The following is a 20819-nucleotide window of genomic DNA, read 5'->3' as shown; positions in this document are numbered from 1 at the left end:
GCGGTGTCAGCTTTCCTCGTACGTCAGCCGGTCGGACGGCACCGGGACCACGCCGGCCTCGTGCGCGACCACGGCCGCCGCAGCCCGGTTGTCGACCGCGAGGCGCGCGAGGATCGAGCTGACGTGGGCCTTCACCGTCCCCTCCGCCAGGCGCAGGCGGCGCGCGATCTGCCCGTTGGAGAACCCGCTGCCGAGGAAGCCGAGCACGTCCCGCTCCCGGGCCGTTAGCGCCTCGACGCGGGCGCGGGCCGCGGAGCGGCGGCCGGCTTGGGCGCCCGCACCGCCAGCGGCGAGATACGCGACGACCCGTGCCGCGACCTTCGGTGACAGGTAGGCGGCGCCGTCGGCAACCGCCCGGATACCGGCGATCAGCTCCTCCGGCTCGCCAGACTTGATCAGGAAGCCGGCGGCACCTTCGCTCAGGGCGCGCAGGATGTACTCGTCCTCGCCAAAGGTCGTCAGCATCACGATCCCCGTTTCGGGGACGGTCCTTCGTATTTCGGCGGCGGCTTCTATACCGCCGGTCCCCGGCATCCGGATGTCGAGGACGGCCACCTGCGGGCGGTAGCGCTGGACCAGCTCCACCGCCTGGTGGCCATCGGCTGCCTCGGCGACGACGGTGATGCCGGGGTCGGTGGCAAGGACTGCGCGGACGCCTGCGCGGATCATGGGCTCGTCGTCGGCGATCAGGATCCGGATCATCGGACAGCCTTCCCGGTGTAGTCGTCGGTGGAGACCAGGCGGCCAGCCCGAAAGCAGAGACGGTAGATATCCCCCGAGTGGTCATCGAAGGGGTCGCTGGTCTGTACGTAGAACTCGCAGGCCGCATCTTGTGGTGCGGGCGTGGGTGCTGCCGGGCGGCGGGTCGTCTGGCGCTCGGGCAGGTACGGCGCCACGTCCGCGCGTGGCTGGCCGATGTGCAGGAGGGCGTAGTCCCGGGGGGCGAGTACCGACTGCCGTGCCGTCACGGTGTCCCACGCCCGCAGCCCGCCGATGAGCAACGCGGAGGTGCACAGCGGCACCAGGACGGCCGCGGCGGCGGTACGGCCCAGCCGGCGACGGGCACTGCGGTGCTCAGGAGGCAGTACGTCACCTGGATCATCGGGCTCGGCGCGGCGTGGCGGGGGCACGGCCCTGGGACGGTGCGGGAGCCTGGCCCGGACGGCGAACCCGCCGCCCTCGGGGCCCGATGTGAAGGTGCCACCGGCCAGTCGGACGCGTTCATCCAGGCCGATGAGCCCGAAGCGGTGGCCCTCGCCGGGTGCGGAGGCCCGGGACGCAGGTGCGGGACGGGCGGCGTGGTCATGGTGGGCCGCAGACACGGTGGACACCGGCTCGTTCGTCACACTGACCTCGGTCCGTTCTTCCATGTGCCGGACGACGACGGTCGCCCGGTGCCCGGGCGCGTGCTTGGCAACGTTCGTCAGCGCCTCCTGGACGACGCGCTGCACGGCCCGCTCGACGACCAGCAGGGCGTCACCGGCCACCGCTTCGCCTTCTACACGCAGCCGGACGTCAAGCCCCGCCGCGGCCGCCCGGTCCACCAGGCGTTCGAGTTCGGTGAGCCCAGCGCCGGGCTCGGACCCCGGAGCCAGATCCGACGGCTCGCGCAGGACACCGATCACCTCGCCGAGCCGGTCCACGGCGGCTCCCGCCCTGGCGCGGATGTCCCGGGCGGTGGCCCGGTGGTCCTCAGACAGGCCAGGGCCCAGCTTCAGTGCCCCCGCGGACAGGGCGATGAGGCTGAGGTCGTGGCCGAGGAGGTCATGCATGTCCTGCGCGATCCGGGTCCGCTCGCGCAACCGGGCCTGTTGGGCGACCAGATGCTGTTCCCGCTCCAGCCGCGCGGCCCGCTCCCACCCGGCCCGCACCAGTTCGCGGTACTGGCGCAGGAACCGGCCCGCGAACCACGGCAGCATCGCCGCCACGAGCAACAACCCCACGAACTGGCTCGCCCAGCCCAGCCATGTCGGCACCAGGAGCACAGCCACAACGGCGGCCGCGAGCACTCCGACCAAGGCCGCCCCCGTGCTCCGGTTCCGCCCCGGCTGCCAGCCCGCGAGGAAGGCGCAGACCGCCGCCGGTATGCCCCACCACAGGGTGGCGACACCTGTGCCAACGGCCGCCACCGCCCCGATGAAGAGGCCTGCGGACAGTACCGGTGCCGGCACCCGGGCCTTGGTGATCACTGTTCTCACGAACGCGACCCTACGGAACTCCGCGCCCCCGCGGCACTACCGAAAGTCCACTACCGCAGGCCCGGGATCTCATGCCCCTTGCCGAGCAGGCCGGATCAAGGACTGCTTGACAACCATGATTGGGAATCAGTCACACCACCAGTCGGTCCGGGCGCGGGGCGGTTCGGCTTGATCGGCAGCATGGCGAGTACCGGACCGGGGACTGTTGGCGGCGTTCCGGTACTGCTGTGTCGCCGCGGGAATGCCGGGGCGGAGAAACGGTCCACTACGGTGCCGCCGCAGAGAGGAACCACCCCATGACTGCCCCCGCCCCGCGCCTGACGGTCGCGACCTGGGCCCGTCCCAGTCCGGCCCTTGCGTGCGCTGTCATCTTCTCTGCACTAGGGGAGTCGGTCGTGCCGGGCGAGCTTGACCGCGGAGACGAGCAGGATCACGGCCAGCAGGGGGATGAGGACGAGGTCTGGGAACACGCCCAGGAGCAAGCCGCCGAGGATCGCGCCGGCGACGGAGCCCGCGGCCATGGTCGCGGTGAAGCGGAGGTTGGCGCCGAGGACGGCGAAGCTGCCGTCGCGGCTGTAGCGGGCGAGCGCGACCAGCATGGTGGGCAGGGAGACCAGCAAGGAGAGGCTTCCGGCGGTCTTGATGTCCTCGCCGAACAGCAACACGATCGTCGGGATCAGCAGCTCGCCGCCTGCGACGCCCATGATCGCGGCGACGACTCCAATACCGAACCCGGCCGCGACTCCGGCGGGGATCTGGGCCCAGAGCGGCAGGGCGACGGTGTCCAGGGTGGTGACGTGGGTGACCACGAGGGCTGCGGCCATGAGGACCATCAGGGCGGCCAGGACCTTGTAGAGGGTGGTGCTGCGCATGCGGACCGCCCAGGACGCGCCGGCCCAGGCCCCAAGGAGGCTGCCGGCCAGCAGGTTGACCGCGACGGGCCAGCGGGCGGCGACGTCGGCGGCCGGGACCGCCGCGAGGCGTGCGGGCAGCGCGACCAGGACCACGACCAGGCTCATCGCCTTGTTCAGGATGACGGCCGAGAGAGCGGCGAACCCGAACAGGCTGATCAGCAGGGGCAGGCGGAACTCCGCGCCGCCCAGGCCGATCATCCCGCCCAGCACTCCGATCGCGGCTCCCGCGCCGAAAACGAGGGGAGCTGCGGGTGTCGGGCGGAGCGAGGTGAGGTTCTGGTCGGTGGTCATGGCGGGCATCCTCGCTGGTGGCGGCCCCTTCCTGCCATGGCAGGAAGGCACCGGGTGTCCACTCAGGGTTCGTCCGGATCTCCGATCTCAGGGTCTCATTCGGGCGGGCGGGTGGTCGGGATGCCGAGGACGACGGGCTCGATGGCGGCCCAGAAGGTGCTGGCCAGGTTCCGCGCCCCGGACGTCAGGTGCGGTTGCTGTGCGTCAGGATGTACGGCCATGGGTGAGATTTCTGAACTGGTTACACGCCTGGGACTTGAGCCGCACGTCGAGGGCGGCTGGTTCCGCCGTACTTGGCGCACCGGGCCGGAAGCGGTACCGGACGGGTACGGGGGACCGCGTCCGTTCGCGACGGGGATCTACTTCCTCCTCCACCCCGGCGAGGTCTCACGCTGGCACCGGGTGCGTTCCGACGAGCTGTGGCTGTGGCACCGGGGCGGGCCGCTGACGATCCGGCTCGGCGGGAGCGGGGAGGCGCCCGGGGAGACGGCCGCTTCCGTTCTGGGGCCCGGTTTCGAGTACGGGGAGCAGCCACAGTTTCTGGTACCGGCCGGCACCTGGCAGACCGCGGAGCCGGCCGGCGACGAGCCGGTCCTGATGTCGTGCGTCGTGGCTCCCGGCTTCGACTTCGAGGATTTCGAGATGCCGTGATCTTGTGAACTTGCGTGCTTCTCTGCACTTCACCCTTTCGGGCGACGCTGCGTATGTGTTGCGGCAATGAGGCTCCCTTCAGGTGGGATGAGTGGGTGCAATGTAGTGACGGAAAGTGATGGTGTTCGTCGGTAAGGGGCTTCGGTGTCCTCGACCTGGACCGCTGGTGTTGCCCACGGTCCCCTGGTCAGCAGACGGGTGGCCGCCTCTAAGGTGTGAAGATCAACCGATCGGCCCGGAGGTGCCATGTCCTTGAAGATGAAGTTGGCTGCGATAACGCTCGATTGCCCTGATCCGCTGGCTCTGGCGGCGTTCTATCAGCAAGCCACCGGCCTCGAACCTCACCCGAAATCCGACGCAGACTTCGCCAGCCTCAACCGTGAGGACGGCCTCTTCATCGGCTTCCAACGGGTCGACGACTATCGCGCTCCCCGCTGGCCAGGTCAGAGCGTTCCCCAGCAGCTCCACCTTGACTTCGCAGTGGATGACCTGGACGAGGCCGAAGCCCGGCTGCTGGAACTGGGCGCGGGCAAGGTAGATAACCAGCCAAATGAGGACAGATGGCGGGTTCTCACCGATCCGGCCGGGCATCCCTTCTGCTTGGTAACAGGTTGATCGGTACGCGACCGACCACTCAAGGGGCCTCCGGTGGTGAGTGGATGGCGCGGGGTCTTGGGATGCCCAGGTCGACTGCCGGGCGCCGGGCTCGTCGTTGGGTTTCGTCGCGCTTGGCTAGGAGGAAGGTGAGGGTGAGGTTGATGCCTTCCGCACCGGCTCCCCAGCACCGGCGAAGTCGTACCCCTGCTGCAGATCGCCCCGTCCAAGACCGACAGCGAACGGCTCCTGCTGGTCAGCCCGGAACTGGCAGACGTCCTTTCCACCATCATCCGCCGCCTGCGGGGAAGCAGTCGCGCGATCCCGCTGGTGACCTCCTACGACGTCCACGAGCGGGTCTGGAACCCGCCGATGCCGCTGCTATTCCAACGCGATATCGGCACCGAACAACGGGCTTTCACCCCGACCGCGCTCCGCAAGCTTCTGATCAACGCGCTGGCCGCCACGAGCCTGACCGATGCCGCCGGCGAACCGCTCGTCTTCTCCCCGCACGACTTCGCAGGATCTTCGTGACCGACGCCATCATGAACGGCCTGCCACCGCATATCGCCCAAGTGATCTGCGGGCATAAGAGTCTTGATACGACGATGGGCTACAAGGCGATCTACCCTGCCGAGACCATCGAGGCCCATCGCGCCTTCATCACCCGCCGCAGGGCCGCCCGGCCCAGCGATGAGTACCGAACCCCCACCGAGGAGGAATGGGACGCCTTCCTCGCGCACTTCGAGAAGCGCAAGGTCTCCATCGGAACCTGCGCTCGTGCTTTCTCAAGCCCTTGTGTTCATGAACACGCTTGCATTCGTTGCTCGCTCCTCCGGCCGGACCCAGCCCAGCGCGGCCGCCTTGAGGAGATCCGCGACAACCTCGTCGCCCGCATCGCCGAAGCCGAACAGGAGGGCTGGCTCGGCGAGGTCGAAGGACTCCGGGTCAGCTTGGCCGGCGCCGAAGACAAGCTCGCCCAGGTCGACGCACTGGCCGAGAGACAGTCGGCTGCGGTCCAGCTTGGAATGCCGGGCTTCAGCCGGTCCGGAGGAACCGCTGGGACGCCGAGACCAACGTCATGATCGAAGCCAGAGCGAGCGAAGACGAAGATCAAAACGGAACCGACAGCCCGGCCTCGCGCAGCTGGGACAGGGCTGTGGACATGCATTGCTGCACAGTCCTCCCGTCAGCACGCATGCCATGCTCCAAGGGACCCCCACTGGCGGCGAACGTCCACGCCGGCGCGTTGTCGGCCACCCTCTCGGCGTCCACTCTGATCATGGCGTTCACGCCCTGCTCACCCAGCCATTCCAGGATGAGGAGTGTCACGTCCTCGATGCCACCATCCTGGTCGATCTTTGGCCAGCGGCCCTGGTTTCCTGTCATTGCCCAGACTCTACTGAGGGGTCCGAAGCGGTCGGCATCCAGTGGTCAAGTCGGGGGGCTCAGTGCCTGGTCTCCATTCTGGCAAAGAGTTCAGCGCACTCGCTGGCGAAGGAACAGAGCTGGTCCACGACCTGCCGGTACTTCTGCGGATCCCGCAACAGGTTCGGCGTGGCATCGGTCCAGTGCTGCCACAGGCCACCGGCGGCAAGGTAGGGGGATGCTCGCTCGGTCCCAAGGACGGCATCGAGGTGAAGCAGTGTGCTGAGAGCAACGATCTGGTCGTAGACGAGGTCGGGTTGAGGCAAGCAGCGATCAAGGTATCTGCAGACTAGATCGGCGTCCGCGCTGGTGCCGAAGGTGGCAAGAATGATGCAGTAGGCCCCGCCGCCGGGGCCTTCCCTGGCCAGCAGGAGTTCGCCGATGCGGCTGCGGAACTCGGTCCTGCCGGCTACAGCAACCAGCCACGAGGCAGTCTTACGCTCTCGCCAACCGCCTTCGAAAAGGACGCCGAGCTCAGCGGGAGTGATCTCCCCGGCAGCCTGGACCAGCTCCCTCATGAACAAGTCCCGCTCAGGCCCGCTCAACCGCAGCGAGCTTCCACCCAGCCGCAGGTACCGCCGGCCGGGCGTGACGAATCGTCGGACCAGGTCCATGAGCTCGGGGTCGGTGTTGGCATAGCGCATGGCTGCATCTTTGCCCTGCGGGGACCCAGCTGCCAGCGGTTTACCCAGAGCCCCGAGTAGCGATCGCTAGTTCAGAGAAGCAGGCGTGTTCGTGCTGGCAGAGTACGGTCCGCAGAGCGTTCGCTCACCTTCCGCCGACCCGACGGACGCCCAGGCCGTGGAGCTCACCGGGCGCGACGGGACACGGTGCGACCCAGGTGGCCCAGCGGCTCGGGTTCGGCAGCAGCCCAGGTGTGCAGGTCGTAGTAGAAGCTCCGGACCGAGATGACGATGTCGTCCTGGCCCATCCTGTGAGAGCCGTCGTCCTTGAGGCGGATTGCCTCCCGCCAGTGCGTATAGAGGTCCGGAGCAATCCGCAGGCCCTGCTGACCAGGGTGAGCTGTTCGATCTTCACCCAGAAGTGCTTGACCAGGAGGAGCGCGAGCTGCTCAGGCTGGCGTAGTCGAGATCAGCGCGGCGTCGGCCGAAGTAGTCGATCAGGGCGTCGCGCTGGCCGACGTCACGCCCTGATGAGCGTGGAACCCGTAGAAGCCGCTGACTACCGACAACGCGTGGTTGATCGTCCTCGGCGCGTACCCAGCACGCCGTGCAGGCTTGCCGGTCCTCAGGTTCACCGACCCGGGCGCGTCCCCACCGGTCTTCGTCCGCTGGCGCTGCGGATTCGAGGCCGCCCGCAGCCACCCTGCCAACACCGCGACCTCAGACTCAGTCGCCTTCTCCCACGTCACGCCCAGCAGCCACAGCAGTCGAAACCACCTCAGCAGGCCGTACCCGTAGCTGCGTACAGTCAACGGGCTGCAGTCGTTCACTGCCAGGTCCCGCAGATAGGCGGTAGCCGCCTCGATCTCATCGTCGTACGTGTTCACGACGATGTACGGAGGGTGGACGCCCCGAGCAGGGACAACGGCCCCCACCCGGGGCAGCTCGGCCCGTCCCTCGATCAGTTCATGTTGCAGTTCCACGGTGTTCCTCCTCGTTGATCGCACTGCCATCACGCTGATCAACGAGGGGACTTGGTGCAGATAACTGTGCCTCGCCGCGACGCGGGCTCCACGAGTCCGCGATCGGCCTGACGAAACACCTTGACGACGGGGGCAACGCCCCGGGCCGACACCCTACGAGCGGCCCGCAACGCCCATGCCGCCTGGCATCACCTGCGCGTGCAGGATCCGGCGGCCGCGGGTGAGCTGTCCGTCCCCCTGGCGGACATGCGCGGCATCCTTGGCGAGGACGACCTCCGCCGTGACGTCCTCGCCCAGGCCGGGGCAGTATCCGCCACGCATCCGCGCCCGGACACCTGGGGGAGGTGTCCCCCGGTGACGATCCGACGATGTCCGACGGGGCCAAGCTGCGGTTGCAGATCAAGCAGTCCCGCCAGGGCACCGACCCCGTGGTGATCGAACGAGATTTCACCAAGGCCCCGGCGAGACGGCCCGAGCTGCCGCAGCCGTCCCGGGGTGCTGGCCACGGCGGCGGCGCGGGCGGGCGCCGTCGGCAACGGCTGCCTTGGCCATGGCCTGCGTGCCACGGCCCGACGCAGGCCCACAAACGCACCGTGCGCAACGCGGAATCATCCGCTCGAAGCCGTGGCCCCTGAAAAAACTCCGCGGCTCCCGCGACGGACCCGCGCCCCGGCCGCGTAGAGAGGTGAGGAAGTCGGGGAAGTGCGATGGGGAGGGGCCTCACACATGGCGGGTCAGTTGCCGGGGCGGATACGCAAAGGCATGCGGGGTACGGCGGTCGCGGCGGCGGCCATGGTGGTGTTGACCGGCTCGCAGGCGCCGGGCCTCGCGGCGCGGGAGTCCGGCCCCGAGGACGCCGCCGCATCACCGGAGCAGGGCGCTTCGGGCGATGCGCACTACTTTCGCGAGCTGCCTCCCCTGGCGGCGGACGAGCCCGAACCGTCCTCGCCCGGCACCCTCTTCACCGTCGGTCGCGTGGCGCTGCCCGCCACGGTCTTCGCCGCCTACCGCAACGCCGAGGCGGCGCTCGCCCGGACCACCCCGCGCTGCGCTCTGCGCTGGCAACTGCTCGCGGCCATCGGCCAGGTGGAGTCCGGCCAGGCGCGGGGCGGAAGGGTGGACGCGAACGGCAGGACGTACGCGCCCATCGTCGGCCCGCAGCTGAACGGCCGGGGTTTCGCCATGATCCGGGACACCGACGGCGGTGCGTACGACGGCGACAGGTCCTACGACCACGCCGTCGGCCCGATGCAGTTCATCCCGTCCACCTGGACCAGGTGGCGCGCCGACGGCAACGGCGACGGCAGGACCGATCCCCACAACGTCCACGACGCGGCGCTCGCCGCAGGCCGCTACCTGTGCGCGGGCGGACGCGACCTCTCCTCGCCGGCGGATCTCGACCGCGCGATCCTCTCCTACAACCACTCCCGGGAGTACCTGAGGGTCGTCCTGTCCTGGTACGCCTACTTCAGGGACGGCCACCGGGTGATTCCGGAGCGGGAGGGCGCCGGTTCCGGTACGGACCCTGCGCCTCCCGGCACCGGACGGACCGAGCCGGATGTCCCCGCGCCGAGGACCGGGACTCCGCCCGCTTCCCCGGCGCCCACACCGCCGCCGCCTTCGCGCAGGCCGAAGCCCGCGCCGACCCCCGCTCCCTCGCCGTCGGCGGACCCGCCCCCGGTCACGGCTCCGAGTGCCCCTCCCGGTACCGGCATCGAGCTGCCGGGTGATGTCCTTCCCGCGGGTACCGGCAAGCTGCCCGGCAACGGTTAGGACTCCATCACCGATCACCCCTCCACAATCTGGTGTACCCGACGGTAACCTCCCGGGTCATGGCAACGGACAGGTATCCAGCGCACCCGGCCGCACCGGGTGAAGAAGCGGCCCACCAGCGGTGGCAGCACATGTGGAGCCATCGCGAACAACTGCTCAAGGTGGCTCGCCGCAGGTCCATGAGCGCCGAGGACGCCGAGGACGCCGTGCAGGAGGCGATGCTGCGCGGGGCGCAGAACAAGCACCTCGACGACGCGCGGCTGGGCGCATGGCTGACGACCGTGACCATGCGCCTGTGCGTCGACCGCTACCGGCAGGTCCACCGCGAGGCCCAGGTGAGCGGCGCCCCGAAGCTCACCGCCCCCGGTCCGGTCCCGGTCGAGGAGGCGGTGTGCGACCGGGCGGAGGCCAGATGGCTGGCGTACCGGAGCAGGGAGCTGCCCGCCCGCCAGGCGGAGGCACTCCGGCTGAAGGCGGAGGAGCGGGACGTCGGGCAGATAGCCCGTGAGATGGGTCTGAGCTACGAGGCGGTGGAGTCCCTGCTGGCCAGGGCCCGGCGTACGTTGCGCAACTCGCTGGCCGGCACGCTGGCGCTCGGCCTGTGGCTGATCGGTCGCGGGCGGGACCAGGTGGGTCGGGCCGGTGGCGATGTCCCCGCCCTGGCCGCTGCCTCCGCGGCGGTGACGCTGGCCGTGGTGGGACTGGCCGTCCCCTTCGCGTACGAGCTCGACGCGCCGCTGCCCCGGCGGCCCGGCACGTCGGAGGTGGCGGTGGTGGGGGAGGCGCCGGGCACGCCGGGCATGCAGGGCGCCCGCATGCCGGCCGTCTCGTCCGTACGACCGAACGCCCCCGCCTCCGTACGTCCGACCGGACCGGCGACACCCGCGGGCCTGCCCGCGGACCTCCCCTCCGTCCTGCCGACGGTGGCGACGATCCTGCCGGAGCTCTCGCCGGATCTTCCCGCCCCGGCCCTGCCCGCCCCGGATCTGCCCACGCCGGCCGTGCCGGTTCCGCCGCTCCCGGCGACGCCGGCCATCCCGGCCGCGCCGCCGCTCTCCGGCACCACCGCGGCACCGGACGTCGTCCCAGGAACCCTCCCCGCGCAGCTGCCGTAAAAAAACTTGGCCGAGTCGCGACGGACCCGCCGCCCTTCCCCGTAGAGCAGATGTCGGAGCTGCTTCCCGCTGAAGGGTGAACCGGATGGGCGTCGAGATCTGTGTGGAAGGGTTGACCAAATCCTTCGGCCACCAGGTCATCTGGCAGGACGTGTCGCTGACGCTGCCCGCCGGGGAAGTGTCCGTCATGCTCGGCCCTTCGGGTACGGGCAAGTCGGTGTTCCTCAAGACACTGGTGGGCCTGCTCAAGCCGGATCGGGGATCCATCCGGATCGCCGGGACGGACATCACCGAGCTCCGCGAGCACGATCTCTACGAGGTGCGGAAGCTCTTCGGCGTGCTGTTCCAGGACGGCGCCCTGTTCGGGTCGATGAACCTGTACGACAACATCGCCTTCCCGCTGCGTGAGCACACCCGCAAAACGGAGAGCGACATCAGAAGGATCGTCCTGGACAAGATGGACATGGTCGGTCTGATCGGCGCCGAGGAGAAGCTGCCCGGCGAGATCTCCGGAGGTATGCGCAAGCGGGCGGGCCTGGCACGGGCGCTGGTGCTCGACCCGGAGATCATCCTCTTCGACGAGCCCGACTCGGGACTCGACCCGGTGCGCGTGGCCTACCTCAACCAGCTCATCGTGGATCTGAATGCACAGATCGACGCCACCTTCCTGATCGTCACCCACGACATCGCCTCGGCCCGCCAGGTCCCGGACAACATCGGGCTGCTCTTCCGGCGCGAACTGGTGATGTTCGGCCCTCGCGAGGAGCTGCTCACCAGCGACGAGCCGGTCGTACGACAGTTCCTGGGCGGCCGGATGCAGGGTCCGATCGGCATGGCCGAGGAGAAGGACGCCGCCCAGGTCGAGGAGGAGCTGGCCGGCCTCGGCAGCGGGGACGACGTCGTCGTGGAGACGCCCCCGCGCCTGCTGCCCAGCCCCGGAGTCACCCGGCCGCCCCGCTGGCAGGCGATCGCCGACCGTGAGGCGGAACCGCACCGCAAGCCGGTCCCCCCGGGGGAGGCGGACACGGCCCCCGCCCCGGCCCAGGCGCCGGACCCGGACCCGGACCCGAACCCGTCCCGGGAGGGTGCCCCGGACCTGACCGCGGACTCGGCGGCAGGGACCAAGCCGGCGGCGAAGCCGGCCCCGGCAGTGGAGGCTGACGCATGAACCTGTCCCCGACTGGAGCGCTCCGGCACTCCGGCAGCCTCTTCGCCATGGCGCTGGACGTCATGCGTACCCTCCCGCGCCGTCCCTTCCAGGTGCGGGAGTTCATCCAGCAGGCCTGGTTCATCGCGAGCGTCACGATCCTGCCCACGGCCCTGGTCTCCATCCCCTTCGGCGCGGTCATCGCGCTCCAGATCGGCAGCCTGACCCGGCAGCTCGGCGCCCAGTCCTTCTCCGGCGCCGCCTCCGTACTGGCCGTGCTGCGGGAGGCGTCCCCCATCGTCACCGCGCTCCTCATCGCGGGGGCCGGCGGCACGGCGATCTGCGCGGACCTCGGGGCGCGCAAGATCCGGGAGGAGATCGACGCCATGCAGGTGCTCGGCATCGACCCGATCCACCGGCTGGTGGTGCCCCGCGTACTGGCCACGATGCTGGTGGCCGTCCTGCTCAACGGCCTGGTCTCGGTGGTCGGCGTGGCCGGCGGCTACTTCTTCAACGTGGTCCTGCAGAACGGCACACCCGGTGCCTACCTGGCCTCCTTCACCACCCTGGCCCAGCTCTCCGACCTGTGGGCCGCAGAACTGAAGGCACTGGTCTTCGGCGCCATCGCCGCGATCGTCGCCTCGTACAAGGGCCTGAACGCCAAGGGCGGGCCGAAGGGCGTCGGTGACGCCGTGAACCAGTCGGTGGTCATCACCTTCATGTTGCTGTTCGTCACGAACTTCGTGCTGACCGCCGTCTACTTCCAAGTCGTTCCGCAGAGGGGATGAGGATGACTCTCCTGAATCCGCTGGACGCCCTGCACCGTGCCGGGCGCTCCCTGGAGGAGCTGGGCGTGCAGCTCGTCTTCTACGGGCGCTCCCTCGCCTGGACCGGCCGCACCCTGCGCCGCTACAAGAAGGAGGTCCTGCGCCTGCTCGCCGAGGTGACCTTCGGCCGCGGGGCGCTGGCGGTCGTCGGCGGCACGGTCGGAGTCATCGCCTTCCTCTCCTTCTTCACCGGCACCGAGGTCGGACTCCAGGGGTACGCGGCGCTCAACCAGCTGGGCACGTCCAACTTCGTGGCCTTCCTCTCCGCGTACTTCAACACCCGGGAGATCGCCCCGCTCGTGGCCGGGCTCGCGCTGTCGGCGACGGTCGGCGCGGGCTTCACCGCCCAGCTCGGCGCGATGCGGATCAGCGAGGAGACCGACGCCCTGGAGGTCATGGGCGTCCCGTCGCTGCCGTTCCTGGTCACCACCCGGATGATCGCCGGCTTCGTCGCGGTGATCCCGCTGTACGTGATCGGGCTGCTGTCCTCCTACTTCGCCGCCCGCACCATCACCACGGGCTATTACGGGCAGTCCACGGGGACGTACGACCACTACTTCCAGCAGTACCTGCCACCGGTCGACGTGCTGTGGTCCTTCGGCAAAGTGATCGCCTTCGCCGTCGTGATCATCCTGGTGCACTGCTACTACGGCTACTACGCGAGCGGCGGCCCGGCCGGTGTCGGTGTCGCGGTCGGCCGTGGCGTACGGACGTCCATCGTGGCCATCAACGTCCTCGACTTCTTCCTCAGCCTGGCCATCTGGGGCGCCAACACGACCGTACGGATAGCGGGGTAGGCGCATGCGGATACGAATACCGGCCCCGGCTCTCGCGCGGGCCACCCAACTGCGGCTCTACGGAGTCGCCTTCATCGCCGTGATCGCGCTGCTGCTGTCCTTGACGCTCGCCGTCTACCAGCAGGTGTTCACCTCCGTCGTCCGGATCACCCTGGAGGCCGACACCCTCGGCAACCAGTTGGAGCCCCGCGCCGACGTCAAGCTGCGCGGCCTGCTGGTCGGCGAGGTCCGCGAGGTCAGGGCCGACGGGGAGAAGGCGACCCTCTCCCTCGCTCTGAAACCGGAGCACGTCCGCCTCATTCCGGCCGACGTCCACGCCCGGCTGCTGCCCAAGACCCTGTTCGGCGAGAAGTTCGTCGACCTGGTCGCCCCCGGCAAGCCGTCGGGACGGCACATCCGTGCCGGTGACGTGATCACGCAGGACCGCACAACGGTCGGCATCGAGCTCCAGCGGCTGATGAACGACCTGCTGCCGCTGCTGCGCACCGTGAGCCCCGGTGAGCTCAACGCGACCCTGTCCGCCTTCGCCACCGCTCTCGAAGGGCGCGGCGACCGGATCGGCGACAACCTCACCCGCGTCGAGGACTATCTGCACCGCCTCAACCCGCACATGCCCTCCCTCCAGGAGGACATATCCCGGTTCGCCGACGTGGCAGAGGTCTACCGCGACGCCGCCCCCGACCTGCTGCGGATCCTGGACAACACCCTCACCACCAGCCGGACGCTGGTGGAGAAGCGGGAGCAGCTCGCGTCGGTCCTCACCTGGACCGCCACCGCCGCGAACACCACGGAAGCCGTCCTCGAAGAGAACTCCGACCGGCTGATCACCCTGGGCCGCGTCTCCCGGCCCACGCTGGCCCTGTTCGCCCGCTACTCGCCCGAGTACCCGTGCCTGCTGGCCGGGCTCGTGCGTCAGGAAGCGGCGTCCGAAGAGGCGTTCAAGGGCGGAACGATGCGCATCACCCTCGAATTCGTCCACCCCCGTCCCCCCTACCGACCCGGCGAGGAACCGCGTTATGCCGACCGCTCAGGACCGAACTGCAGAGGTTTGCCCCACCCCGAGGTCCCGGCACCGAACCACAAGCTCAACGACGGAACGGGCCGAGGTTCCCACAGTGCCGTGTCCGGAACGCCGACCGAACAGCGGGCGGTCGCCTCGCTCGTGGCCCCGGTCATGGGGCTGCCCGCCGACGAGGTGCCGGCGGTCACGACCCTGCTCTTCGGACCGATGGCACGGGGAACGGCGGTGAGCGTCGCATGAGCACCACGACTCGTACGCGTCGTACGAACGCGATGGCGACAGCCCCCCAGCTGATCAAGCTCGGGATCTTCGCGGTGGTGACCGTGGCGGCGACCGCCGTGCTCGCGGCCACCATCGTGAATCTCTCCTTCACCCCGAAGGACACCTTCACCGCCGTCTTCAGCGATGTCACCAGCCTGGAGGAGGGCGACGACATCCGGGTCGCGGGGGTACGGGTCGGCGAGGTGGAGAACATCGCCGTCACGGACCGGACGCTGGCCGAGGTCACCTTCAGCGTCTCCCGCGACAGGCACCTGCTCACCAGCACCCGCGCCGTGATCCGCTACCGCAGTCTGGTCGGGCAGCGGTACATCGCGCTGACGGAAGGAGCGGGGGAGTCCAAGCGGCTCAGCCCCGGGGGACGGATCCCGCTTTCCCGTACCGAGCCCGCGCTCGACCTCAACGCCCTGCTGAACGGATTCAAGCCGCTGTTCGCCGCCCTGAGCCCGAAGGACGTCAACCAGCTCGCCACCGAGATCGTCAAAACCCTTCAGGGCGAGGGCGGTACGGTCCGCAGTCTGCTGGCGCACACCGCCTCGCTCACCACGACGCTCGCCGAACGTGACCAGCTGATCGGCTCGGTGATCGACAACCTCAACACCGTCCTCGGCACCGTGGACGAGCGCAGCACCCGCTTCTCCGACCTGATCGCACAGCTGCAACGGCTGATCTCGGGGCTGTCGGCCGACCGGAAGCCCATCGGTGAATCCCTGGCGGGCATCAACGGCCTCGCGGAAGCCACCTCGGGTCTCCTCAAGGACGCCCGGCCGCCGCTGAAGACCGACATCGCCGAGCTGGCCACGCTCACCGGAACGCTCAACGACCACGAGAAGACCGTCGAGGGCGTCCTGCAGCGGTTGCCGAACAAGCTCAACGAGCTCACCGGCACCGCCTCGTACGGCTCCTGGTTCAACTTCTACCTGTGCGACTTCGACGGCCGGATCGTGCTGCCGAAGAGCGCCGGGACCATCACTCCCGAACTCCACGTCGCCCGGGCGAGGTGCGGACGTTGATCCCCTTCCGCGAACGCAATCCCGTGACGATCGGCGCCATCGGCCTCACCGTGATCACGCTGCTCATCGCCGCCGCGTTCAATGTCGAGAGCCTCCCGCTCATCGGCAGCGGCGAGAAGTACAGTGCCGCCTTCTCCGAGGCCGGCGGGCTGCGGCCCGGCGACGAGGTCCGCATCGCCGGTGTCAAGGCCGGCAAGGTCGACGAGGTGGAGCTTGCCGGTGACCACGTCAAGGTGAGCTTCCGGGTCAAGGGAGACCCGGAACTCGGCTCCCGAACGGGTGCGTCCGTCCGCATCAAGACGATCCTGGGCGCGAAGTACCTCGCCCTGGAGCCGAAAGGCCCCGGCCGGCTGAAGCCGGGCAGCGAGATCCCCCTGAGCCGTACGGTCCCGGCGTACGACGTGGTCGCCGCCTTCAGCGACCTCACCACGACCACCGAGCAGATCGACAAGGAGCGGCTGGCCAACGCCCTGGACACCCTCTCCACCACCTTTCAGGACGCACCCGAGGAGGTGAAGGCCTCCATCCAGGGGCTGTCGAAGATCTCCCGGACCGTGGCCTCCCGCGACCAGGCCCTGCGCGAACTCCTGGGCAACGCCAACGGCGTCACCGGCGTGCTCGCAGAGCGGAAGGACGAGTTCAGCAAGCTGGTCAAGCACGGCGACGAACTGTTCAAGGAGATCCACGCGCGGCGGGAGGCCATCCACGCGCTGCTCAAGAGCTCCGTCGCCCTCAGCGTCGAACTCTCGGGCCTGGTCAAGGACAACCGGGCGCAGATCGGCCCGGCGCTCAGCCGCCTGAACACCGTGGTGCGGATGCTGGAACGCAACCAGGCCAGCCTCGACCGCAGCGTCCAGCTCATGGCCCCCTTCGCCAGGGTCTTCACCAACACCCTCGGCAACGGCCGCTGGTTCGACAGCTACATCCAGAACCTGGTCGCCCCCACCCCGGTGGTCCCACGGACAGGAGCGTCACGATGAGGGTCCCGGTGAAGCTCCCGGCGAAGCTCACGCTCAACCGGCGTGTCATCCGCCACCTCGCGCTCGCCACCGCGCTGGTGGTGACCGCCGTCATGGCCTTCGTCCACCTCGCCGAGTCACCGGCGGTCCGCGTGACCGCGTACTTCCCGCGTACCGTCGGGATCTACCCCGGATCCGACGTCCGCGTCCTCGGCGTCCGGATCGGTGAGGTCAAGAAGATCACGCCGCAGGGTGGCCGGGTGCGCGTCGAGCTGGAGTACGCGGCCGAGTACAAGCTCCCCGAGGACGCCAAGGCCGCGATCATCAACTCCTCGGTCGTCAGTGACCGTTACGTCCAGCTGCTCCCCGTCCACCGCGGCGGCCCGGTACTGAGGAACGGCGCCGTCATCCCCGAGGAGCGCACGGCCGTGCCCGTCGAACTGGACCGGGTCTTCGACAGCCTGCGCATGACGGCGGACGCGCTCGGCCCCGAGGGCGCCAACAAGGACGGTTCGCTCTCCCGGCTGCTCGCCGTCAGCGCGGACAACCTCCAAGGACAGGGCGCGCAGCTCCACCAGACGGTCGAGGATCTTTCGCAGGCCGTGACCACCCTGTCCGACGGCAGAGAGGACCTCTTCGGGACCGTACGGAACCTGCAGGTGTTCACCGCCGTACTCGCGGCCGACGACGCGAGCGTCCGCTCCTTCAACGACAGCCTGGCCAAGGTGGCCGAACAACTGGCCGGAGAGCGCGGGGACCTGGCGGCGGCGATCAAACACCTGGCGGCCGCGCTCGCCGACGTGGCGGACTTCGTGAAGGAGAACAAGAAGAACCTGACCGCCGACGTGAAGGGCCTGGCCAACGTGACCGGTGTGCTGGTCACCCAGCGCGCGGCCCTCGAAGAACTGCTCGAGACCGCCCCCGCCGGCCTGTCGAATCTGCAAAACGCCTACAACCCCTCCTCGGGCACGCTCGACACCCGCAGCAACCCCGACCAGCTTCACGATCCGGCGGCCCTGCTGTGCTCCCTGCTGAAGACGACCGGGGAGAAGACCGACTGCAGGGACCTGAACGAGCTGTTCGACTCCCTGCCCGAGCTGCCGGAGGGCGACCCGGTCACCGGAGCCGCGCTTCCCGTGGGGGGAACTGCCTCGATGGACAAGACACTCGGCGGAATCCTGGAGGCCCGTACGTGATGCACCTGAGAGCTCCGCTCAAGGCCGCCCTGTGGACAACCGCCGGCTCCCTGCTGCTGACCGGCTGCGAATTCAAGGGGCTGTACGACATCCCGCTGCCCGGCGGCGCGGCCGCGGACGGCCGCAGTTACCGCGTCACCGTCGAGTTCCTGGATGTCCTCGATCTCGTCCCGCAGTCCACGGTCAAAGTCAACAACGTCACCGTCGGCGCGGTCGAGAAGGTGGAACTGGCCGGCTGGCACGCCCGGGTACGGCTGCGCGTCGACGACTCGGTCAAGCTGCCCGGCAACGCGATCGCCGAGCTGAGGCAGACCAGCATGCTCGGCGAGAAGTACGTGGCGCTGTCGGCGCCGCCGGACGCCGAACCGTTGGGCAGGCTCACCGACGGCGCGCGGATCCCGCTGTCCCGCAGCGGGCGCAACCCCGAGATCGAAGAGGTGCTGTCGGCCTTGTCGGCCCTGCTCAACGGCGGTGGAGTCGCCCAGCTCCACACCATCACCACCGAGCTGAACAATGCCCTGGAGGGCCGCGAGGACCGGGTCAAGTCGCTGCTCGCCGAGCTGAACACCTTCCTCGGCGGGCTCGACGCACAGAAGAAGGAGATCGTCCGCGCGCTGGAGGGCATCGACAAGCTGTCCGCGACCCTCGCCAAGGAGAAGACGACGATCGGCGAGGCCCTGACGACCATGCCGCCCGCGCTGAAGGTGCTGGCCGACCAGCGGGCCAAGCTGACCACCATGCTCACGTCGCTGTCGGAGCTCGGCAAGACCGGTACCTCGGTGATCAACGCCTCGCGGGACGACGTGATCGCGAATCTGCGGCTGCTCCAGCCGATCCTCCAGCAGTTGAACAAGGCGGGCGCCGACCTGCCCAACGCCCTGGAACTGCTGACGACCTACCCGTTCCCCCGCAATGTGGTGGACGCCATCAAGGGCGACTACGTCAATCTCAAGGTCACCGCCGATCTGGACCTGAGCAGCATCTACGGCAACCTGGCCGATCAGCCCGCGAAGCCCGGCGTCCCGGCGCCCCCCGACCTGCCGAAGGTTCCCACCCCTGGACTCCCCGACGTTCCGCCGCTCCCGGGCCTGCCCGTGCCCCCCGAAATCCCAGGCCTCCCGGAGACCCCGACGGCCCCACCGGTTCCGGGAAGGCCGGCGCTGCCGGGCGACCCAGACCTGGGCTGCCTCCCGCTCTGCCCCCGGGGCAACCAGGTCTCGTACAGCTCGTACAACTCCTCCGGCGCGTACAGCAGAAGCGGCGCCGACCACTTCCCGGCCGGTGTCGACGTGGCGCTCGCCGAGCTGCTGATGAAGGGACTGGTGCCGTGATCACCCGTACGGTCAAGGCCCAGCTGTTCGCCTTCACCCTCCTCACCGCCGTCGGGGTGTCCTACGTCGGCGCCCGATACACCGGACTGGCCGACCGCGTCCTGGACCGGGGATACACCGTACGGGCCGAGTTCGCCGACTCCGGAGGCATCTACTCCGGCGCCGAGGTCACCTATCGCGGTGTGCCCGTGGGCCGCGTGGGGGAGCTGCGGCTGACCGGGTCCGGCGGCGTCTCCGTGGCGCTACGCCTGGAGGACTCCCCGCACATACCGGCGGACACCCTGGCAGTGGTGGCGAACCGTTCCGCCGTCGGCGAGCAGTACGTGGATCTCCAGCCGCGCTCCGGCAGCGGCCCGTATCTCCGGGAGGGCACGACGATCCCCCGCCGGGACACCCGGGTGCCGATGCCCACCACCGAGATGATTCTCAGCCTGGACCGGCTGGTCAACTCGGTGGACAAGGGGGACCTGCGGATCACGGTGGACGAACTGGGCAAGGCGTTCGCCGGCACCGGCCCGCACCTGACGCGGCTGGTGGACTCCGGCAACGCCCTGGTCGAGTCGGCCTCCGCTTCCCTGCCTCAGACCATCGCGCTGATCGAGGACTCCCGGACGGTCCTGAAGACACAGGCCGACAAGGGATCGGCGATCACCTCCTTCTCCCGGGACCTGGCGGCGCTCACTGCCCAGGTGAAGGCGAGCGACGGGGACATCCGCGCTCTGATGGGCAACGGCACGGCAGCCTCCCAGGAGGTGGACTCGCTGCTGAAGGCCAACCGCCCCCACCTCCCGGTCCTGCTGGGCAACCTCATCAGCGGCGGTCAGATCACCCTCGCCCGGCTGCCCGGCGTGGAACAGATGCTGGTCACCTTCCCCGTGGTGGTCGCGGGCAGCTACACGGTGCTACCCGGCGACGGCACCACACACTTCGGCATGGTCGTCAACGCCGACGACCCTCCGCCCTGCCGAGAGGGGTACGGAACCCAGCGCCGCGACCCCGCCGACACCGACGTCCGCCCGGCCGACACCGGAGCCCGCTGCACGGCCCCGCGCGGCAGTGAGACCTCGGTCCGCGGGGCCCAGAACGCACCGCGCCCGAGCGGCTCGTACGACGGACGGGCCCCGCAGATCGGCTCGACGGGCGGAGCACAAAGCCTCTTCGGAAAGGACTCCTGGCAATGGCTGCTCGTGGGACCCATGGCATGAACCGCGTACTCCTGACCACGCTGGCCGCCCTGGCCGCCGTACTCACGGCGGCTTCCGGCTGGCTGGGTCTCCAGCTGTACGAGCGCCACGAGGAGGACCGGCGGAACCAGGACATCCTGGCAGCCGCCCGCCAGTCGGCGCTCAACTTCACGTCGCTCGACTACCGGCACTACGACCGGGACAGCAAGAACGTCCTGAGCGGCGCGACAGGGGACTTCAAGAAGCAGTTCGCGGCCCAGACCGCGGAGCTGACCAAGATCGTCGCCGACAACAAGTCGGTTTCCGAGGGACAGATCCTCGACGCGGGCATCGCCCGGGCCGACGACCGTAGCGCCCGCGTGCTGGTGGTGGCCGACAGCAAGGTCACCAATGTCGCCGCCCCCGGGAGCACGTCCCGCAACTACCGCCTCCAGCTCGACCTCGTCCTCGAGAACGGGCAGTGGCTGACGTCCAACGTCGAATTCGTCGGCTGAA

25 protein-coding genes are annotated in these 20819 nt (G+C 69.4%); 16 read left to right on the top strand and 9 right to left on the bottom strand.

Annotated features, from left to right (window positions below):
* Positions 1-6: 6 nt before the first annotated feature.
* The 4 genes from ABZX75_RS25920 to ABZX75_RS25905 all read right to left on the bottom strand — a co-directional run bounded on the left by ABZX75_RS25920 (position 7) and on the right by ABZX75_RS25905 (position 3624).
* Complete coding sequence (locus ABZX75_RS25920) at positions 7-702, bottom strand: response regulator transcription factor (protein ID WP_355414521.1); 696 nt, start codon at positions 700-702, stop codon at positions 7-9.
* A complete protein-coding gene (locus ABZX75_RS25915) occupies positions 699-2198 on the bottom strand; it encodes a histidine kinase (RefSeq protein ID WP_355414519.1) in 1500 nt (499 codons plus the stop codon). Before ABZX75_RS25915 ends, ABZX75_RS25920 begins: the two co-directional genes overlap by 4 nt.
* Positions 2199-2578: 380 nt before the next feature.
* Positions 2579-3403 carry a sulfite exporter TauE/SafE family protein gene (locus ABZX75_RS25910; RefSeq protein ID WP_355414517.1) on the bottom strand — a complete coding sequence of 275 codons (825 nt, stop codon included), beginning with the start codon at positions 3401-3403 and terminating at the stop codon, positions 2579-2581.
* A 95-nt stretch (positions 3404-3498) separates the two neighbouring features.
* Positions 3499-3624 carry a hypothetical protein gene (locus ABZX75_RS25905; RefSeq protein WP_355414515.1) on the bottom strand — a complete coding sequence of 42 codons (126 nt, stop codon included), beginning with the start codon at positions 3622-3624 and terminating at the stop codon, positions 3499-3501.
* Between ABZX75_RS25905 and ABZX75_RS25900 the strand changes: the two genes are divergently transcribed.
* From ABZX75_RS25900 to ABZX75_RS25885, 4 genes are all read left to right on the top strand, one after another.
* Positions 3623-4054, top strand: a complete 432-nt coding sequence (locus ABZX75_RS25900) for a cupin domain-containing protein (RefSeq protein WP_355414513.1) — start codon at positions 3623-3625, stop codon at positions 4052-4054. The two genes, ABZX75_RS25905 and ABZX75_RS25900, sit on opposite strands and share 2 nt — an antisense overlap.
* Before the next feature lie 246 nt (positions 4055-4300).
* Positions 4301-4669, top strand: a complete 369-nt coding sequence (locus tag ABZX75_RS25895; RefSeq protein WP_355414511.1) for a VOC family protein — start codon at positions 4301-4303, stop codon at positions 4667-4669.
* A gap of 309 nt (positions 4670-4978) precedes the next feature.
* A complete protein-coding gene (locus ABZX75_RS25890) occupies positions 4979-5182 on the top strand; it encodes a hypothetical protein (protein ID WP_355414509.1) in 204 nt (67 codons plus the stop codon).
* Positions 5179-5733 carry an integrase gene (locus tag ABZX75_RS25885; protein WP_355414507.1) on the top strand — a complete coding sequence of 185 codons (555 nt, stop codon included), beginning with the start codon at positions 5179-5181 and terminating at the stop codon, positions 5731-5733. Before ABZX75_RS25890 ends, ABZX75_RS25885 begins: the two co-directional genes overlap by 4 nt.
* A 28-nt stretch (positions 5734-5761) precedes the next feature.
* On the opposite strand, the gene ABZX75_RS25880 is transcribed toward ABZX75_RS25885, so the two are convergent.
* The 5 genes from ABZX75_RS25880 to ABZX75_RS25860 all read right to left on the bottom strand — a co-directional run bounded on the left by ABZX75_RS25880 (position 5762) and on the right by ABZX75_RS25860 (position 8003).
* Complete coding sequence (locus ABZX75_RS25880) at positions 5762-6037, bottom strand: hypothetical protein (protein ID WP_189864135.1); 276 nt, start codon at positions 6035-6037, stop codon at positions 5762-5764.
* A 59-nt stretch (positions 6038-6096) separates the two neighbouring features.
* Positions 6097-6720 carry a DUF6000 family protein gene (locus ABZX75_RS25875; protein WP_355414505.1) on the bottom strand — a complete coding sequence of 208 codons (624 nt, stop codon included), beginning with the start codon at positions 6718-6720 and terminating at the stop codon, positions 6097-6099.
* Between the two features lie 164 nt (positions 6721-6884).
* Complete coding sequence (locus ABZX75_RS25870) at positions 6885-7007, bottom strand: hypothetical protein (protein WP_355414503.1); 123 nt, start codon at positions 7005-7007, stop codon at positions 6885-6887.
* Positions 7008-7196: 189 nt separating this feature from the next.
* Positions 7197-7682, bottom strand: a complete 486-nt coding sequence (locus ABZX75_RS25865) for a hypothetical protein (RefSeq protein ID WP_355414501.1) — start codon at positions 7680-7682, stop codon at positions 7197-7199.
* 153 nt (positions 7683-7835) lie between these two features.
* Positions 7836-8003: a hypothetical protein gene (locus tag ABZX75_RS25860; RefSeq protein WP_355414499.1), complete on the bottom strand. Its 168-nt coding sequence runs from the start codon at positions 8001-8003 to the stop codon at positions 7836-7838.
* Positions 8004-8408: 405 nt separating this feature from the next.
* Here ABZX75_RS25860 and ABZX75_RS25855 point away from each other — a divergent pair, with 405 nt between their 5' ends.
* From ABZX75_RS25855 to ABZX75_RS25800, 12 genes are all read left to right on the top strand, one after another.
* Positions 8409-9455, top strand: coding sequence for a lytic transglycosylase domain-containing protein (locus ABZX75_RS25855; protein WP_355414497.1), 1047 nt, complete (start codon positions 8409-8411; stop codon positions 9453-9455).
* Between the two features lie 59 nt (positions 9456-9514).
* Positions 9515-10570, top strand: a complete 1056-nt coding sequence (locus ABZX75_RS25850) for a sigma-70 family RNA polymerase sigma factor (RefSeq protein ID WP_355414495.1) — start codon at positions 9515-9517, stop codon at positions 10568-10570.
* 85 nt (positions 10571-10655) lie between these two features.
* Complete coding sequence (locus ABZX75_RS25845) at positions 10656-11738, top strand: ABC transporter ATP-binding protein (protein ID WP_355414493.1); 1083 nt, start codon at positions 10656-10658, stop codon at positions 11736-11738.
* Positions 11735-12505 (top strand): ABC transporter permease, encoded by a 771-nt coding sequence (locus ABZX75_RS25840; protein WP_355414491.1) that lies wholly within the window; start codon positions 11735-11737, stop codon positions 12503-12505. The genes ABZX75_RS25845 and ABZX75_RS25840 overlap by 4 nt, the downstream gene beginning before the upstream one ends.
* A gap of 2 nt (positions 12506-12507) precedes the next feature.
* Positions 12508-13341 (top strand): ABC transporter permease, encoded by an 834-nt coding sequence (locus ABZX75_RS25835; protein WP_355414489.1) that lies wholly within the window; start codon positions 12508-12510, stop codon positions 13339-13341.
* 4 nt (positions 13342-13345) lie between these two features.
* A complete protein-coding gene (locus tag ABZX75_RS25830) occupies positions 13346-14602 on the top strand; it encodes an MCE family protein (RefSeq protein ID WP_355414487.1) in 1257 nt (418 codons plus the stop codon).
* On the top strand, positions 14599-15654 hold the full coding sequence (locus ABZX75_RS25825) for an MlaD family protein (protein ID WP_355414485.1): 1056 nt from the start codon (positions 14599-14601) through the stop codon (positions 15652-15654). Before ABZX75_RS25830 ends, ABZX75_RS25825 begins: the two co-directional genes overlap by 4 nt.
* Positions 15651-16634 carry an MCE family protein gene (locus ABZX75_RS25820; protein ID WP_355414483.1) on the top strand — a complete coding sequence of 328 codons (984 nt, stop codon included), beginning with the start codon at positions 15651-15653 and terminating at the stop codon, positions 16632-16634. The genes ABZX75_RS25825 and ABZX75_RS25820 overlap by 4 nt, the downstream gene beginning before the upstream one ends.
* A complete protein-coding gene (locus tag ABZX75_RS25815; protein ID WP_355414481.1) occupies positions 16631-17809 on the top strand; it encodes an MCE family protein in 1179 nt (392 codons plus the stop codon). The genes ABZX75_RS25820 and ABZX75_RS25815 overlap by 4 nt, the downstream gene beginning before the upstream one ends.
* Positions 17809-19140: an MCE family protein gene (locus tag ABZX75_RS25810; RefSeq protein ID WP_355414594.1), complete on the top strand. Its 1332-nt coding sequence runs from the start codon at positions 17809-17811 to the stop codon at positions 19138-19140. The genes ABZX75_RS25815 and ABZX75_RS25810 overlap by 1 nt, the downstream gene beginning before the upstream one ends.
* Entirely contained in the window at positions 19137-20345 is a 1209-nt protein-coding gene (locus ABZX75_RS25805) for an MlaD family protein (RefSeq protein WP_355414479.1), read from the top strand. The genes ABZX75_RS25810 and ABZX75_RS25805 overlap by 4 nt, the downstream gene beginning before the upstream one ends.
* The gene (locus ABZX75_RS25800; protein ID WP_355414477.1) at positions 20342-20818 is read left to right on the top strand and encodes a hypothetical protein; all 477 of its coding nucleotides are present in this window, start codon (positions 20342-20344) and stop codon (positions 20816-20818) included. Before ABZX75_RS25805 ends, ABZX75_RS25800 begins: the two co-directional genes overlap by 4 nt.
* The last annotated feature ends 1 nt before the right edge of the window (position 20819 follow it).

Source organism: Streptomyces sp. NPDC003038 (genome assembly GCF_040611115.1).
In the GTDB taxonomy this organism is placed as follows: Bacteria; Actinomycetota; Actinomycetes; order Streptomycetales; family Streptomycetaceae; genus Streptomyces.
The sequence above is the reverse complement of the archived record's forward strand: the minus strand, read 5'-3'. Positions and strand labels throughout refer to the sequence as shown.